This window comes from Candidatus Binatota bacterium (assembly GCA_012960245.1).
Classification (GTDB): Bacteria; Desulfobacterota; Binatia; order UBA1149; family UBA1149; genus UBA1149.
Genome location: DUBO01000050.1, coordinates 91,418 through 106,116, shown reverse-complemented (window position 1 = coordinate 106,116; position 14,699 = coordinate 91,418). Strand labels below are relative to the sequence as shown.

The following is a 14,699-nucleotide window of genomic DNA, read 5'->3' as shown; positions in this document are numbered from 1 at the left end:
CGCCGTGGCCAGCTTTTGCGCCAATCACCGGGCCTTGACACAGCGTTTCGACTTTGACTATCATTGTCAAAGTCAACCGGTGAGCCGGCCCTGCCCCCCGGTAAAGGAGATTAATTGAAATGAGAACTTCCAGCCTGCGGGCCATAGCCCTGGCCTGCACCCTGTTGACGGCAAACGTAAGCAACGCCTGGGCCGACCAGGCCATGGACAAGCGCATCAACGAACTCGAGCGGCAGATCAAGGTGCTCGCCGAAGAACTCGGGCGCGTGAAAGAGGCGCAGGTCATCCCCGAAACCACCGAGCTCAAAAGCGAGTGGGGCATGGGGCCGGCGGCGTCAAAGGTCTACGGCGTTGAGAGCGGGCTGTCGATAGCCGGCTACGGCGAATTCAACTTTGCCCACGTCGAAGGTGGCGATGACACCGCCGACTTCCTGCGGCTGGTGACCTACCTCGGATACAAGTTCAGCGACAAGATCCTGCTCAACACCGAGATCGAGTACGAGCACGCCTCGACCGGCAAGAGCGGTTCGGTGTCGGTCGAGTTCGCGTACCTCGACTTCCTCATCAACCAGCGAGCCAACGTCCGCGCCGGACTCGTACTGGTGCCGGTGGGCTTCGTCAACGAAATGCACGAGCCTCCTTTCTACCATGGCAACCAGCGGCCCATTGTCGAGCGCCGTATCATCCCCAGCACCTGGAGAGCCAACGGCCTGGGCCTCTTCGGCGAGCTGGCGCCCGGCCTGAGTTACCGCAGTTACGTAGTCACCAGCCTGGACGCCAGTGGCTTCAAATCCGGCGATATCCGCGGCGGACGACAGAAAGGCTCAAAGGAACTCGCCAACGATTTTTCCTGGGTCGGCCGACTCGACTGGGAGCCAACGCCCGAGCTGCTGCTGGGTGCATCGGCCTACCTGGGCGACCAGGGACAGGACGGCATCGCCGCCGACATGGACAGTAATCCCATCACTGCAGACGTTGAAGCTGACGTCTTCATGCAGATGTACGAGGCCCACCTGCAGTACCGCTCGCACGGGCTGGAGCTGCGCGCGCTGGGCGTGACCGTTGACCTCGACGACGCCGACGTGCTGAGCACGGCCAACGGGAAAACGATAGGCTCCGCCATGGAGGGCTGGTACGCCGAGGTCGCTTACGATCTTATGCCACTGCTCAGTCCGGGCAGCGACCAGTACCTCGCTCCGTGGCTGCGCTACTCAGCCCTGGATACCAACGCCGACGTCCCCGCGGGCTTCAGCGCCGACCCCTCGGCGGATCGCGAGTTGCTCGAAGTGGGCCTGGCCTGGAAGCCAATCTCCAACGTAGTCATAAAACTCGACTGGCGTGACTTCAGCGACGCCGAGACGGACAGTGACCCCGGCGACGAGCTGCGCCTGGGCGCGGGCTTCGTGTTCTAATGAAATCCCGGGCCAACTGGACGCGGGCGGCATTGCTGGCCCTGGTCGTATCGGCGACCCTGCTGGGGCGACAGCCGGCCGACGCGGTGGTGTTCTACGCCCGCGACGAAATGCTGGAGCTGGCGTTTCCCGATGCCGACGAGGTTGTTACGCGCAGTTTCATTATCACCGGCGAGCAGAAGACCCTGCTCGAAGAACTCGCCCGAGCGCGTTTCGATTCGCAGCTGCTCACCGCCTACGAGGGTCGGCGCGACGGCCGGGTCACCGGCTGGGCCCTGCTCGACACTCACAACGTGCGCACTCTGCCCGAGACCTTTCTCGTGGTGGTGGCCCCTTCGGGCAAGGTGACGGCCACCCACATGCTGGCCTTCCACGAGCCCACTGAGTACATGCCTCCCCCGCGCTGGCTGAAACAATTTGACGACCAGGATCTCGACGACGACCTCCGCGTGGGTCGCGCCATCGCCGGCATCACCGGCGCCACGCTCTCGGCCAGGGCCGTGGAGGGCGGCATACGCCGGGCGCTGGCTACCTGGCAGGTGCTGCTGGCTCCCGGAGCCGACTTGCCGTAGGTTTTGCAGGACGCCGTGAGATTCGTAGTCACAGGGGAGTGGACGCGTAACCGTCTGCTGAAGACCATAGTACTGTGCTTCCTGATCTACACGGCCCTGCTCTGGGCCAGCAACGCGGCGCTGTATTTCTCGAAGATGTCGCTGAATCCCGATTCGGTGGTGAGTTACTACCTGGGCGACCCCGCTACCTTCCGCCAACCCCGCAGCATGCTCGGCCTGCTCGAGGTGCTGCACTTTCACTCGTTCGCGATGGGCATACTGCTGCTCACCCTCACCCACCTGATGCTGTTTGTGCCGTTGTCGCTGAAGACCAAGGCCTGGGGGATCGCTCTCAGCTTCGGCGCGGGGCTGGCCAACGAGGCCGCGGGCTGGGGGGTGCGTTTTGTTCACCCGGGTTTTGCCTGGGCCAAGGTGTTCTCCTTCCTGCTGCTCGAAACGACGATACTGTGCTTGATGTTGCTCGTGGCCCGGGCGTTGCTGTTCAACACACCCTCGGACTACAACGGCGATACGTGAAGCGCGTGCGCGGTTACAGCGCCTGCACACTACTGCTGGCAGCGTCCATTTCGGGCTGCTCTGCCTCTTCGGCCGGCACCCCGGCCGCTCACCCGGCTGAAGCCGCTCACTCCCCCGAGGCCTTGCTGTTTGAAGCTGCGCGGGGGTGGCCCGTCATGGGCACCGTGCTCGAGCTCAGGGTAACCGCCCCCGACAAGGCCACGGCCGCCAAGCTGGCCGACCGCGCCCAGCAACTCGTTGCCCACTGGGACGACGTGCTCACCACCTGGAGAAGCGAGGGCCAGCTGTACCGCTTCAACCAGCGGGCCGGTGAAGGCCCGCAGCGCATCGGCCACGACCTGGCCACGGCTCTGGCCAGCATGCTGCGCTTGTCAGGGGACACAGGCGGCGCCTTTGATCCGGCCGTGGGCCCACTGGTCAATTACTGGCGCGAGCATCCAGGCCTCGCGGCGCCCGCTGCAGCGGGGCCGGAGGTCAGGATAGCCTCCGCTCTTGAGCTCAACGGAGACCGTGCCAGCCTCCTGGCCAACTCCGCCCTGGACTCCGGCGGCATAGGCAAGGGCCTGGCTCTCGACGCGGCCGTTGACCTTTTGCTCTCGCTCGGATCGCGCGGGGCCTGGCTCAATTTCGGTGGCTCAAGCCAGGCGGCTTTCGGCAGCGACTCCAGGGGCAGGCCCTGGCGGGTAGCCGTAGCGGCCCTCGATGCCACCACCGTGCATGGCAGCGTACTGCTCGACGGCCGATCTCTGTCTACGTCGCGCTCCACGCCAGCGGGCGACCCGGCGGGCAGCATCATTGACCCCAGCTCGCAGCGGCCTGTCACCGAACCACGAATCGCTACCGTACTGGCGGCCGACGGCGCAACTGCCGAGGCCTGGTCGACGGCGCTGGTCGTGCTTGGCAGAATGGGGGTACAGGCCGCGCGCGACGCGGGCGTTGAAGTTGTGTTTGAAGACCCGGCGGGCGTTGTCATAACCCAGGGTTTCCCTCTGGAACGCCAGCGGGCAGAGAGCCAGGATTCAGCCGCCCCTACAGGCCCCAGCTCGGCGGGACACAAGTAATTTGGCAACCAGGCAGAAAAACGACACCGGCCTCACCGACACCATAACCGACCTGCTCGCCCAGGCCCTGCCCGAACCCGTGGAGCGCAAATCACTACCCTACCTGCGCGAGATTATCGAAGAATGCCTCGCCATGGTCAGGGGCGGTGCTGACATGGCCGACATAAAACTGGTCACGGCCGCCTTCGCCGAAATTCGCAGGGGGCTGGCCTGTTTTCAGCCCTGGAACGACACGCGCAAGATCACCACCTTCGGATCCGCGCGTACGCCTGCCGACCACGGCGAGTATCACCTCGCGCGTAACTTTTCTGAGGCGGCCGCCCGCGCCGGTTTCATGATCATTACCGGTGCCGGCCCCGGCATCATGGAGGCCTGCCAGGAAGGCGCCGGCAAAGAGCGCAGCTTCGGCGTCAACATACAGTTGCCTTTTGAGAACGAGGCCAACAAGTTTATCGCGAACGACCCCAAGCTGGCCCAGTTCAAGTACTTCTTCACGCGAAAGCTGTTCTTCCTCAAGGAGTCATCGGCCATCGTGTTGTTTCCCGGTGGCTTCGGAACCCACGACGAAAGTTTTGAATCTCTCACCCTGATACAGACCGGCAAGAGCCAGCTCGTACCCGTGATCTATCTTGACGTGCCCGGCGGCACCTACTGGAAGAGTTGGGACAAGTACATCCGCGAGCACCTGCTCAGGCGCGGTCTGATTTCAAAAGAGGACCTCTCGCTCTACACTGTCACCGACGACAGCGAAGCGGCGCTACGCGAGATCAACCGTTTCTACCGCGTGTACCACTCGTCGCGCTACGTAGGCTCGCGCCTGGTGCTGCGCCTGCAGCAGCGACTCGACGAGGGCCTGGTGACAGAGCTGGGTCGCGAGTTCAGCGACATCCTGGGCTCGCCACCCGAACAGCGCGAAGCCTTTGCCGAGGAATCAGACGAGCCCGAGCTGGCCGGAATGCCGCGCCTCGCACTCGATTTCAACCGTTCGGGTCACGGCCGCCTGCGCGAGCTGATCAACCGTATCAACGGCCGGGACTGAGCCCCGCGCTGGCGTTCTGGTTCAACTATAGACCGCAATAACTCGCAACGTTGCGAATTGTTGCATCAAGTCGCGCTGCCGCCAGGCTCGTTGAGCAGCGTGAGCAGGCCGGGCAGCTCACCGATAGCTTCAATACTCAACTGTGCGTGGGCGACAACCGGCCCGACTCCCACAAAATGCAGCCCCGCAGCGGTAGCCGCCTGGAGGTCGCAGTCCTGGTCGCCCAGGTAAACGGCTTCACGCGCCTCCAGGGCAAAACGCTCGAGACAACTGAGCAGCATGTCCGGAGCCGGCTTGGGTAACTCGACGTCGAGCGTACCGATGCTGAAATCAAAACGACTGTCGAGCTCAAAAAGCTCGAGAAGACGGCCCACCGTGCGGCCACGGTTGGTGGCCATGGCCGTGTCGTAACCCTCGGCGCGCAAAGCGTCGAGCAGGTCGTGCAGGCCCGGGGCGGGATGCATCAACGAGTAGAACGGTTCGTAGTCGGTAGCGATCGCCATCTCGCGTACCCTCGCAGCCATGTCGGGACGATCGGCGAAGTAGACTTCGAAGAACTGGGGCGAAGACATTGCGTGACATTTTTCTTCGAGCGCCGACGTCATCGCCGGCTCGCCGACACGGCGCAGCACTTCGTTATAAAAACCGATGTTGGCGTCACCTGATTCGAACAGCACGCCGTCACAATCGAACACCAGCAGGCGGATAGACACGGTCAGCTGCTGACCTCGACCAGGGCCTGCACGCGAGCCTTCCAGGTCGCGCGCTGCTCGAGCCTTCGCTCTTCGGTCAGGGCGGGTTCAAATGCCCGGTCAAACGACCAGCCATCTCCGCCCTCGCCCAGCTCGAGTCCCACCGCTGCGGCCGCCATCAGGGCAACGCCACGGGCGCCACCGTCGAGATCACTGCTGCGCTCGACCCGCGTGCCTGCAAAGTCAGCGATCATCTGTAGCAACATCTCGCTGCTCGAGGCCCCACCATCAACCCGCAGCACTTCGAGGGGTAATGGCTCGGTAGATAGCGTCTCGCCGGGGGTTTGCCACAGCCCCTCGGCAGCATCGACCACACGGTGGGCCACTCCTTCAACGCTCGCGCGCGCGAGCTGCGCGCGACCCACGGCCGCCGAAAGCCCTCCCAGCTGGGCCTGCACATCATTCTGCCAGGGAGTACCGAGGCCGTGGAGGGCAGGGATCATCCAGGCGCCCCCGCAATCGTCGGCTGTTTCGGCCTGTGCTGCCAGGGCCGCCGGGCCACCGTCAAAGCCCAGCGCAGTGGCCGCCCAACGCAGGGCTTCGCCTGCGGTGAGGACCTGCCCCTCCATACAGTAAGTCGACACGCCGTCCTCTCTCCAGGCCACCAGCGGAAAAGTTCCCGGCCCACCGAGCCGCAGCTTGCCCCCGGTATTGAGATTGACCGAAGCCGAGGTCCCCAGCGTGCACTTGGCGCTGCCCTCAACAAGGCAATCGAGCCCGAACAACGAGGCCTGCTGATCGGCCGAAGTACAGCCCAGCGGCACCGGGGCACCGAGCAGTTCCGCCTGCAGGCCTCCGGTCACCAGCTTGGAGTCTACGAGCTCGGGTAACATGGCGCGTTCGAGGCCAAGCTCCACCAGCAGGGCATCGCTCCAGTCACCATCGGCAAAGTCGTACAGGCCGCTGGGAAAAGCGTTGGAGTGATCGCAGGTGTGCAAGCCTCCACAGAGGCCTGCCACCAACCAGGAGTTGGGCGTTCCCATGCGCAGCCGGCCCGCGGCTGCTGCCGTGGCCGCGGCTTCGATGTTGGCCATGATCCACTCGGCCTTGCTCGCCGCCATCCCCGGCATCACGAAAAACCCGGCCGCCTGCAACTGCTCGCAACGCTCAGCCCCGCGCGTGTCCTGCCAGCTTATCATCGGCGACAAGGGCTCCGTGCTGACCGAGTCCCAGGCCACTATCGAGCCCCGCTGGTTGGCTATGCCCAGGGCCTTTACTCCCTCGGCCTTGCCGCCCGTCCGGCCCAGCACCTCTGTGAGTACCTCGACCGACGCGGCCAGCACCTGCGACGCGTCCTGCTCCACCAGCCCGGGCCCCGGATAAATGGTGGTCACCGGCCTCACGGCGCGGGCCAGCACCGTGCCCTTCTCATCGTAGGCAACCGCCTTTATCTGGGTGGTGCCCGCGTCGAGCGCGAGCAGCGCGGTTTTCATTCGGCGGGCTCCAGCAGCACGCCCGGATTCATGATGCCCCCGGGGTCCAACGAGTCCTTGAGGGCACGCAACAACTCGACGCCCTCGCCCAGCTCGGCTCTCAACCAGCCGCGTCTCACGCGGCCGATGCCGTGATGGTGAGCGATCGTGCCGCCCGCTTCGTGAACTGCGCGCATGGTGGTTTCCCAGGCCCGGTCGTAAATCTCCAGGCCTCGCTCGAGATCGGGCTGGGACGCTACGAAGGTAAAATAAATATTCGCACCGTGGGTATAGCAGTGCGAAACATGCCCCGACATGAGGAGCATGTCCTCTATCTCCCCGCCCTTTTTGCTTACATCGTCGTAGAGGGCCGAAAGCCTGTCCCAGGCAATGGCCACCTCTATGGTGTCGGCCACCAGCCCCTGGTCGAGCAGGGAGTCAAAAGTGGGCACCTGGTTGCGGTGCTCCATCCAGCTGAGAACCGGCTCTTCGCCGCGCGGCGTGCCGCCCTGCGTTTCCACTATGGCGGCTATGGCCGCAGACTCAGCCTGCACGAGCGACTCGGGCCCCTCGCTCAGAAACAGCAGGGCAGGTGCGCCCTCGGCCATGCCGGCAAAATGACGACCCGCTTCGGCCGCATCGTACAGGCGGGTAACCGCCGGCCGCCACCCCCCGCGCATTATCAGCCTGAGTGATTCCACGCCAGCGGCAAAATCGGGCACGGTGAAGGCCTGGCCGCGCCTGCAGTCAGGCAAGGGATGCACACGGAAAGTAAGCTCGCTGAATATGCCCAGTGTGCCCTCGCTGCCCATCAACATGTGCTTAAGATCGGGGCCGGTGGCCGAACGGGTGGAACTGGCCAGCCTGAGTACCCTGCCCCCGGGCAGTACGAACTCGCAGCCCAGCAACATATCCTCGATGTTTCCATACAGGGTAGAGAACTGGCCCGAGGCGCGCGTGGCGCACCAACCGCCGACACTCGAAATCTCGATCGACTGCGGGCAGTGCCCCATCGTCAGACCGCGCTCGTTGAGAGCAGCCTCAAAGTCGGAGCCCCGCACGCCAGCCTGGACGGTCGCCCTCAACGAAACGTCGTCTATATTGAGCACGGCATCCATGCGCCGCAGGTCGACTACCACGCTACCCGCCGACGCCAACACGCCGCCACACACGCCCGAGCCGTGCCCGTAGGGCAGCACCGGTGTGCCGGTCTCCCCGGCCCAGCGCAGGGCTGCCGAAAGTTCCGCGGTGTTGCCGGGTCTGAGCACCGCCCCCGCCCGCGGTTCGCGCCCACTCGCGCGTGCCTGCATGAGACTGCGCATCCAGGTGTCGCGGCCGGTTTCCTCGAGCAGCTCGCCCTCGGTCACTATTTCGAGACCGGGAGCGTCGGCCGCCAGCTTGTCCAGCCCTTCTACCTGTTCAGTCATAGCTCGTCTCCACAGCTCAGCGCCGCTGTTCTATTTTGCTGCGTCGCGCGCCGCAGAAAGCTGGGCACGGGTTCTCGAGACAAAAACGTCCACTTCCCGCCGCCGCCGGTCATCGTCCCAGCCCAATCTCACCGCCAGCGCACGAGCGGCCTCGGGCGCAGCAGCCATGGCCGCCTCGGCGTCGAACATCGCAGTGCGCACACGGCGTCGCAACAGGTCATCGAGGGTGAGCACCATTTCCTGTTCAACGCAGTGCTCGAGCTCGGCCAGGGTCAGGTCTTTGAGACCGCCCACGGCTCTGCCCAGGGCGGGGTCATCGGCGATACAGCGCAGTAGCCCCGGGGCCCGGGCGCCGTAGACAGCCCACAAACGCTGCTCTAGCTCGCTGTCCTCGAGGCCGACAGCGCAGGCCCGGGCCTCGAGTTGCTGGTCAGCGCTGCCTCCCACCAACGGCGTGTCGCCCGGCGGCCCGGCACTCGGCTTCAGGTCGGCCTGTTTGACAGCGGCGTCAACGACCCTTTCGGCCATGCGGCGAAAGGTCGTCAGCTTGCCACCAGCTATCGACACCAGCGGACCGGGGCCGCTACTGAGCTCGTCGCGCCGCGATATCTCCGACACCTTGCGACCGGGCGATGCCATGAGCGGCCGCACCCCCGCCCAGCAACCGAGCAGGTCGTCGGCCCGCAAGCGCAAACCGAGTGTCTCTTCGACCGCGTCGAGCAGGTAGGCAACGTCGGCACCCTCGATATCGGGCTCGGCCGGGTCGCCCTCGTAGAGCGTGTCGGTCGTCCCCACGTAGCACGCGCCGCCTCGAGGAAGCGCAAACGCGGTGCGATTGTCGCTCGTGCGCAAGGCCAGCATGCTCGCCAACGGCAGGGCCTCGCCCTTGACCACAACGTGAATACCCCGGGTCAACTGCAGGCGGGGCCGCTGCGAAGCGTCGGCGAGTCCGGCCACCTCGTCGAACCAGGGGCCGGCAGCGTTTACCACGCAGCGCGCCCTGATCACCAGGTCGTCGGCTCCCAGTACGTCGCGGGCCGACAGCATGGCGCCAGCCTCTCCCATCTCTATACCTGTGACTTCGGTGTAGTTGAGAACCACCGCGCCAGAATCAGCAGCGCTCAGCACCGTCTCGAGTACCAGGCGCGCGTCATCGGTGAGGTACTCGCGAAACACCACCGAGCCAGCGATGCCGCGATCGGCCAGCAAGGGCTCAAACTCAACCGTCTGGCGTGACCCCAGCACCTTGTAATCTTCACCGTCGGCCGACAATCGGCGGAAGGTCCACATGCCGGTTGCCAGCTTGGCCAAGCCGGCTTTCGATCGCGCGGGCGAAACAACGTTGATGGGCACGGCCAGGTGCGGAGCCATGCGGTGCAATACCGCGCGCTCGCGCGAAGCCTCTCGCACCAGGGCTACGTCACCCTGGGCGAGGTAGCGTATACCGCCGTGAATGAGCTTGGACGAACGGCTGCTGGTGCCCCCGGCAAAGTCTCCACGGTCGAGCAGCAGGGTAGATAATCCACGGGCCGACGCCTCGCGGGCGACCCCCGCGCCGGTGATCCCTCCGCCCACCACGACGAGGTCAAAGCAGCCCTCGGCCGCCTGGCCAAGACGCTCCCCCCTGGTCGGGGGGGCCGTTTCTGGAGCTGGCTGAAACGACTCAGACACTGGCGAGCAGACTGCTCGGCAAAGGGTGAATTGTCAAAAAGGCCAGTATTTTATTGGTTCCCAGCCGTTTTTGGCCCGGAAAAAAAAGTTCTGCCGTTCCGAGAAATCCCTTGACAGCCATGCCCTGGTTATAGTAAGTGGATAGTCGCACTTTCTACTTACCATGACGAGAACCAGAAACACCGACACCGACACCGACAATCACCCGAGCACCACGGGCCTGCACAAGATCTCCGATCTCGCGCGCGAGACCGGCGTGTCTACCGGCACCATAAAATTCTACATCCGCGAAGGCCTTCTGCCCAAACCCACGGTGAAGACCGGACGCAACATGGCCTGGTACGATCACTCGTTTATTGAGCGCATCCGCGTGATCAAGGAACTGCAGCAGAAGCGTTTCCTGCCCCTGGACGTCATCAAGGCCATACTCGAGCACGACTCCGAGGTGGTGAGCGAGCGCGAGGTCAGCACCCTGCTGGGCATCGAGGGAACACTGTACGAAGAAATTCATTACGCGCCCGACCAGCCGCCGGTGCCGGTAGAAGAAGCCCTGGCCCGCTACGGCGTGGACCGGGATCGTTTCGACTTCTGCGTTCGCCTGGGAATCATCACCCCCATGCAACGCGAAGGCGTGAGCTGCGTAGAGGGCGATGACCTTCTGCTGCTCGAAAACTTCCAGGCCATGCGCGAGGCCGGCATGGGACCGGAGTTGTTCCCCTACGAGACTACGCTGCCCATCTACGTGGAAGCGCTCGAAAAGCTCGCCCGCGAAGAAATCAAAATTTTCACGCGGGGCGTGACCGACCATTCCGACCCCGAGCGCGTGCCCGAAATAGCAATAGCCGCCATGAAGCACGCCGAGCAGTTCATGGCACTCTTGAGGCGCAAGATGATACTACGCGCCATGGCGGAAATCAGGCTCGGTAACGAAACTGAAAATACGGGTACCAACGACTGAAGAGCAGCCGGAAGAGAAATAAGAAAAATGCCCCGGAAAGAAACAATCGCTGACCAAACCACTCCGCCGCTGGTAGCCCGGGCCTTCGACAGCGTGGCCCACAGCTACGACAGCGCCTTTCTAGCGGACTACGATCACTTGCGCGGTGACCTCGTGCGGCTCTACCGCATGGCCAAGCAGGCACAGTGGGACGGCGAGACCTACCTCGACTGGTCAATCGACGTTGACCCGGAAAAGCCTTTTTTCCCGGTAGAAGAAACAGCCATTTCCGGCACCTCGCACTGGACCCGTCTCACCGAGCGCGAGAAAGTCCAACTCAACCACGAGTCGATGGCGTGGACACTCTCGCAGTTTCTGCACGGTGAGCAGGGCGCCCTGCTGGCAACCGCGCAGATCGTGGACTCGGTGCCCAACATAGACGCAAAACTCTACGCGGCGACCCAGGTCATGGACGAAGCCCGTCACGTGGAGGTCTACGACCGTTACCTGCATGAAAAGATCGAGATCGTCTACCCGATAAACCCGGAGCTCAAGACCCTCCTCGACCAGATTCTCAGCGACTCACGCTGGGACATGAAGTACCTCGGCATGCAGATACTCGTGGAGGGCTTGGCGCTGGCCGCCTTCCAGACCATGCGTGACTACAGCACCGAGCCGCTGATCAAGGAACTCACGGCCATGGTCATGAAAGACGAGTCGCGCCATGTTGCCTTCGGCGTACTCAGCCTGAAGGACTACTACCGCGAGTTGAGCGAGGCAGAGGTCGACGAGCGCGTGGAATTTGTCTACGAAGGCTGCCGCCTGATGCGCGATCGACTGCTGCAGCGCGAGGTCTACGAGAAGATGGGCATGGACGTCGAAGCCTGCGTTGAGATCGAATATCACGACGAAATGTCCAAGGCCTTCCGCCGCGCGATGTTTTCCAAGATCGTACCCAACGTCAAGAAACTCGGGCTGCTCAACGACAAGCTGAGAAGGGGATTCGAAGAACTCGACATCCTCGAGTTCGAGAGCATGCCCTCGTCTGAAGAAGAGTTCGCCGACCCGGCAGCGCTGGTGAACGAGTACAACACCGAAGCCCAAGCCGAGACATCGCTAGTGGCCTGAGCCGTTTATCGTACGAAATCGAGTAGAGAGAGAAAAAAGGAGCATAAAATGAGTGAGCAGCAAAAAACCGAGACCGTTGAGCCGAGAAAATCACGCACCGTATGCATAGAAGACCCGGCCCTTACCATGGTCGAACCTGACACGGTGAGCCCCGCCCAGTTCTTTACCCACCCCCTTGACGAGTCCTCGCTCGTGCCGGAAAAACGCCTGATGCTCGCCGTGCTCGAAGACGCGATCGCCTCGTTCCAACGCAACGTCTTCCGCGGTGGCAGCATCCCGCTGCCGCCCTCTGAAGACGAAGCCGCGGTCGACTCATGGCTGGATTCGGAAGACATGGACTGGGCCTTCTCGTTTGAGAGTATCTGCCAGGCGCTGGACATGGAGCCCGACTACCTTCGCAGGGGCCTGGAGACCTGGCGTGACCGGGCCAGGTTGGCCGGCGTCGAGGGACAGGTCTACCGTTTCCCTTTCCGACGCGTCAACGGACGTCGCCACAGCATCAACCCCAAACGCGAGCGGCGCCGCATACGCAAAACTGCCTGAGCCTGCTTCGTTCAGGAACGGGGCATGCCCAGCACGCGCTGGGCGATGATGTTGCGCTGCACCTCCGAGGTGCCCGCGGCGATCGTGCGCCCGCGAGAGTAGAGGTAGAGTTCGGGCCACTGGCCTGCCAGCGGTGCCCTGGGATCCTCCCCGGAGAGCATCGAGTAAGGGCCGGACATCGACATCGGCACGGCCAGCATGCGCTGGTACATCTCGCTCCAGAACAGCTTTTCCATTGATCCCTCGGCGCCGGGTGGGTCGCCCTTGAGACGCCGGGTCAGGTGCCTCAGCGAGGTCAGCCGTATGGCTTCGCTTTCTATCCAGGCCTGGGCCAGGCGCTGCCTGTAGACCGGATCATCGGCCGGCGCCCCCTTGCCGTGGTCAAAGTCACGGGCAAACTTCAGCATGTCGTCCAGCGCAACGCGCGACTGTAACTGCCTCTGGAAAGTAAGCGTCGCACGCTCGTGCATCAACATGGCGATCGCCATCTTCCAGCCACCGCCCGGCTCGCCTATGACCCCCGACCGCGGAACACGCACGTTCTCCAGGTATACCTCGTTGAACTCACTGTCGCCGTTGAGCTGGCGTAGGGGCCTCACCTGGACGCCATCGCTCTTCATGTCGACGATCAGCATGGTGATACCCTCGTGCGGTTTCGTGCCGCGATCTGTACGCGCGAGCAGGATGCAGTAGTCGGCGTACTGCGCGTACGAGGTCCACACCTTGGTGCCATTTACCAGGTAGTCGTCACCGTCGAGTTCGGCCTGGGTGGACAACGAAGCGAGATCCGAACCGGCGCCCGGCTCACTGAAACACTGGCACCAGATTTCGTCGGCGTTGAGGATCGACTTCAGGAAGCGTTTTTTCTGGGTTTCGCTGCCATGCTCGATGATCATCGGACCGACCATACTCAGGGCCAGCAGGTTGACCAGCTGCGGCGAACCCGCGCGGGCCAGCTCTTCCTGAAAAATTATCTGCTCGACAATACCGATCCCCTGCCCGCCGTACTCCGCGGGCCAGGAAAGCCCGCACCAACCTCCTTCATACAAGCGCTTCTGCCAGACCCTGCCCACGGCGACCTTTTCGTCCAGGCCCAATCCCTTCAGCCGGGGAATAGAACCGTCTTCGCCGCACTGTTCGAGCCACTTGCGCAGCCGGCCGCGGAAAACTTCCTGCTCGTCGCTGTAACCGAAATCCATCAACCCACCTCGATCAGTATTTTGCCGGCGCCGCGGCAGGCCGCACGCTCAAAGGCTTTCTCGCCGTCGTCGAGCCCGTAGCGCCCACCGATCATTGGATCGGTCTGGACCAGGCCGCGCTCGAGAAGCTCCAGCGCCGGCTCAAACGCGCCACAGCGGGAACCCAGTATCGTGATCTCGTTGATAACCACCGGGGCCAGGTTCAGCTCGTGACTACCCTCAACGGTAGTCTTAAGCACCAGCGTTCCCCGCGGACTTGTAACCTGCAGAGCGGCCTCCAGCCCTTCGCGACTGCCGGTGGCCTCCACGACCAACGGCCAGGTCTTACCCTGCTGCAACTCTTCGACCAGGCTGACACCTGAATCCCTCAGCCAGCCGAGCTTGTCGAGGTGCCGGCCCACGAGCTCCACCCTGCAAGCGTTGGCCGCCAGCACCTGGGCCAGCAGCAAGCCGAGCTTGCCGTCGCCCATCACCAGCGCCGTCGGCGGCACTTCTCCTGCCAGCTGCGCCACCAGCTGGCAGGCAGCGGCCAGCGGCTCGGTAAAAACGGCCTGCTCGTCGCTCACGCCGTCGGGCACCAGCGAAAGGTTGCGCTCGGGTATGAGAAACTCCTCGGCAAACACCCCGTCGGCACCTTGGATGCCGAGCACGGTACGCCGGGGACAATGCCTGGGGTTTCCGCCGCGACAGGTAGCGCAATCGTGGCAGGAAAAATTGATTCCCCCCACCACCCGCGCGCCGGCCAGCTGGCCGTCGAGGGCCTCGCCCACGAACTCGTGCCCCAGCACACCCTCGAATCCCATGTAACCGCGGGCCAGCTCAAGGTCGGTATTGCATATGCCCCCTATGCGGGTACGCACCCTTACGAGGCCATCCCCCGAAAGGGGGCGGTCCCGGCCGCGCTGCAAGCGCACGAGGGAATTATCGAGAACAAGGGCTAGCACGACGTATTTACCCGCCCGGGGTCACCGGAAACGATTCCCTATCCAGCCATGACTCCACGGTGCTTGCAACGCGGCTCCTTCGTGGC

Annotated in this window: 14 protein-coding genes; 8 read left to right on the top strand and 6 right to left on the bottom strand. The window is 63.7% G+C overall.

Annotated elements, in window-relative coordinates; translation table 11 throughout:
- Positions 1–119: 119 nt before the first annotated feature.
- From EYQ35_09215 to EYQ35_09195, 5 genes are all read left to right on the top strand, one after another.
- Positions 120–1,412 (top strand): hypothetical protein, encoded by a 1,293-nt coding sequence (locus tag EYQ35_09215; GenBank protein ID HIF64316.1) that lies wholly within the window; start codon positions 120–122, stop codon positions 1,410–1,412.
- On the top strand, positions 1,412–1,984 hold the full coding sequence (locus EYQ35_09210) for an FMN-binding protein (protein HIF64315.1): 573 nt from the start codon (positions 1,412–1,414) through the stop codon (positions 1,982–1,984). The genes EYQ35_09215 and EYQ35_09210 overlap by 1 nt, the downstream gene beginning before the upstream one ends.
- 15 nt (positions 1,985–1,999) lie before the next feature.
- Positions 2,000–2,500 (top strand): hypothetical protein, encoded by a 501-nt coding sequence (locus tag EYQ35_09205; GenBank protein ID HIF64314.1) that lies wholly within the window; start codon positions 2,000–2,002, stop codon positions 2,498–2,500.
- Positions 2,497–3,561 (top strand): FAD:protein FMN transferase, encoded by a 1,065-nt coding sequence (locus EYQ35_09200; GenBank protein HIF64313.1) that lies wholly within the window; start codon positions 2,497–2,499, stop codon positions 3,559–3,561. Before EYQ35_09205 ends, EYQ35_09200 begins: the two co-directional genes overlap by 4 nt.
- Before the next feature lie 133 nt (positions 3,562–3,694).
- Entirely contained in the window at positions 3,695–4,600 is a 906-nt protein-coding gene (locus tag EYQ35_09195) for an LOG family protein (protein ID HIF64312.1), read from the top strand.
- Between the two features lie 65 nt (positions 4,601–4,665).
- Here the strand turns inward: EYQ35_09195 and EYQ35_09190 are convergent, their stop codons facing one another.
- From EYQ35_09190 to EYQ35_09175, 4 genes are read right to left on the bottom strand one after another with little or no spacing between them, the layout of a single operon-like run.
- Positions 4,666–5,358 (bottom strand): HAD family hydrolase, encoded by a 693-nt coding sequence (locus EYQ35_09190; GenBank protein ID HIF64311.1) that lies wholly within the window; start codon positions 5,356–5,358, stop codon positions 4,666–4,668.
- Complete coding sequence (locus EYQ35_09185) at positions 5,316–6,785, bottom strand: hypothetical protein (protein HIF64310.1); 1,470 nt, start codon at positions 6,783–6,785, stop codon at positions 5,316–5,318. The genes EYQ35_09190 and EYQ35_09185 overlap by 43 nt, the downstream gene beginning before the upstream one ends.
- Complete coding sequence (locus EYQ35_09180) at positions 6,782–8,191, bottom strand: FAD-binding oxidoreductase (GenBank protein HIF64309.1); 1,410 nt, start codon at positions 8,189–8,191, stop codon at positions 6,782–6,784. The genes EYQ35_09185 and EYQ35_09180 overlap by 4 nt, the downstream gene beginning before the upstream one ends.
- A 30-nt stretch (positions 8,192–8,221) precedes the next feature.
- Positions 8,222–9,862, bottom strand: coding sequence for a glycerol-3-phosphate dehydrogenase/oxidase (locus EYQ35_09175; GenBank protein ID HIF64308.1), 1,641 nt, complete (start codon positions 9,860–9,862; stop codon positions 8,222–8,224).
- 163 nt (positions 9,863–10,025) lie between these two features.
- Here EYQ35_09175 and EYQ35_09170 point away from each other — a divergent pair, with 163 nt between their 5' ends.
- Genes EYQ35_09170 through EYQ35_09160 form a run of 3 tightly spaced genes read left to right on the top strand, consistent with a single transcriptional unit; the run spans position 10,026 to position 12,470 of the window.
- On the top strand, positions 10,026–10,820 hold the full coding sequence (locus EYQ35_09170; protein HIF64307.1) for a MerR family transcriptional regulator: 795 nt from the start codon (positions 10,026–10,028) through the stop codon (positions 10,818–10,820).
- A 27-nt stretch (positions 10,821–10,847) separates the two neighbouring features.
- Entirely contained in the window at positions 10,848–11,927 is a 1,080-nt protein-coding gene (locus tag EYQ35_09165; protein HIF64306.1) for a ferritin-like domain-containing protein, read from the top strand.
- A gap of 48 nt (positions 11,928–11,975) precedes the next feature.
- Positions 11,976–12,470 carry a hypothetical protein gene (locus EYQ35_09160; GenBank protein ID HIF64305.1) on the top strand — a complete coding sequence of 165 codons (495 nt, stop codon included), beginning with the start codon at positions 11,976–11,978 and terminating at the stop codon, positions 12,468–12,470.
- A gap of 11 nt (positions 12,471–12,481) precedes the next feature.
- Here EYQ35_09160 and EYQ35_09155 read toward each other — a convergent pair whose 3' ends face one another.
- Together EYQ35_09155 and EYQ35_09150 are read right to left on the bottom strand one after the other, a co-directional pair.
- Positions 12,482–13,669, bottom strand: a complete 1,188-nt coding sequence (locus EYQ35_09155) for an acyl-CoA dehydrogenase (GenBank protein HIF64304.1) — start codon at positions 13,667–13,669, stop codon at positions 12,482–12,484.
- On the bottom strand, positions 13,669–14,613 hold the full coding sequence (locus tag EYQ35_09150; protein HIF64303.1) for a hypothetical protein: 945 nt from the start codon (positions 14,611–14,613) through the stop codon (positions 13,669–13,671). Before EYQ35_09150 ends, EYQ35_09155 begins: the two co-directional genes overlap by 1 nt.
- Positions 14,614–14,699: the final 86 nt, after the last annotated feature.

Bases quoted from the DNA above. Each gene is read 5' to 3' on its own strand.
- EYQ35_09215 (HIF64316.1), top strand. From the start codon at position 120: ATGAGAACTTCCAGCCTGCGGGCCATAGCCCTGGCCTGCACCCTGTTG.
- EYQ35_09210 (HIF64315.1), top strand. From the start codon at position 1,412: ATGAAATCCCGGGCCAACTGGACGCGGGCGGCATTGCTGGCCCTGGTC.
- EYQ35_09195 (HIF64312.1), top strand. From the start codon at position 3,695: ATGGTCAGGGGCGGTGCTGACATGGCCGACATAAAACTGGTCACGGCC.
- EYQ35_09185 (HIF64310.1), bottom strand. From the start codon at position 6,785: ATGAAAACCGCGCTGCTCGCGCTCGACGCGGGCACCACCCAGATAAAG.
- EYQ35_09180 (HIF64309.1), bottom strand. From the start codon at position 8,191: ATGACTGAACAGGTAGAAGGGCTGGACAAGCTGGCGGCCGACGCTCCC.
- EYQ35_09170 (HIF64307.1), top strand. From the start codon at position 10,026: ATGACGAGAACCAGAAACACCGACACCGACACCGACAATCACCCGAGC.
- EYQ35_09165 (HIF64306.1), top strand. From the start codon at position 10,848: ATGCCCCGGAAAGAAACAATCGCTGACCAAACCACTCCGCCGCTGGTA.
- EYQ35_09160 (HIF64305.1), top strand. From the start codon at position 11,976: ATGAGTGAGCAGCAAAAAACCGAGACCGTTGAGCCGAGAAAATCACGC.
- EYQ35_09155 (HIF64304.1), bottom strand. From the start codon at position 13,669: ATGGATTTCGGTTACAGCGACGAGCAGGAAGTTTTCCGCGGCCGGCTG.